At 39.3% G+C, this 611-nt stretch carries 1 protein-coding gene; it reads left to right on the plus strand.

Annotated features, from left to right (window positions below):
• Nucleotides 1-537, plus strand: a 537-nt coding sequence (locus AACW06_RS19930; protein WP_192076378.1) for a glutathione S-transferase family protein, incomplete at its 5' end; no start/stop codon positions are given.
• Nucleotides 538-611: the final 74 nt, after the last annotated feature.

A 611-nucleotide genomic window follows, 5' to 3' on the forward strand; every position in this document is an offset into this window, starting at 1 on the left:
AATTTTAAGGGTATACATTACGATAGAATTGAGATCAGCTCTGACGAACTAACGACAACATACCTAGATATAAATCCTTTTGGATATGTTCCATCTCTTTGTATCGATGGTTCGGTTTTTTCTGAATCAATGGCAATTATTGAGTATTTGGAAGAACGATTTCCTACTCCAGGCTTATTTGGCAAAAGTCTCAATGAAAAAACGCACATTCGCAGAGTTTGTGAGTACGTAAACTCCAGTATTCACTCTCCCCAAAACAGAACAGTATTAAGGTTCATGCGTCCAGAGTTAGATGAGACGTCAAAGCGCGAACTTCGTGGTGACTGGATTATGCGGTGCTTAGAAAAGTTAAGTACATCGATCTGTTGTGAGTCAGGATTTGCAGTGGGTAACGACTTTAGCGTAGCCGATATATTTGTGGCTTCAATCTACAAAAAAGCGTTGCAACATGGTTGTGTGAGAAACGGCTTTTACGACAAGCATTTGATGTACATAAGGGCAAATGACAGTATTGTGGTTTCAGAACCACAAGCATAACAAACAATTTAAGAGGGATTCCCAACGCTTGGCATTTTGCTTCTACTTCAATTTTAGTGTTTACGGTACAATGC

Origin of the sequence: Vibrio sp. S12_S33, assembly GCF_963889785.1 — a bacterium.
Lineage (GTDB): Bacteria > Pseudomonadota > Gammaproteobacteria > Enterobacterales > Vibrionaceae > Vibrio > Vibrio aestuarianus.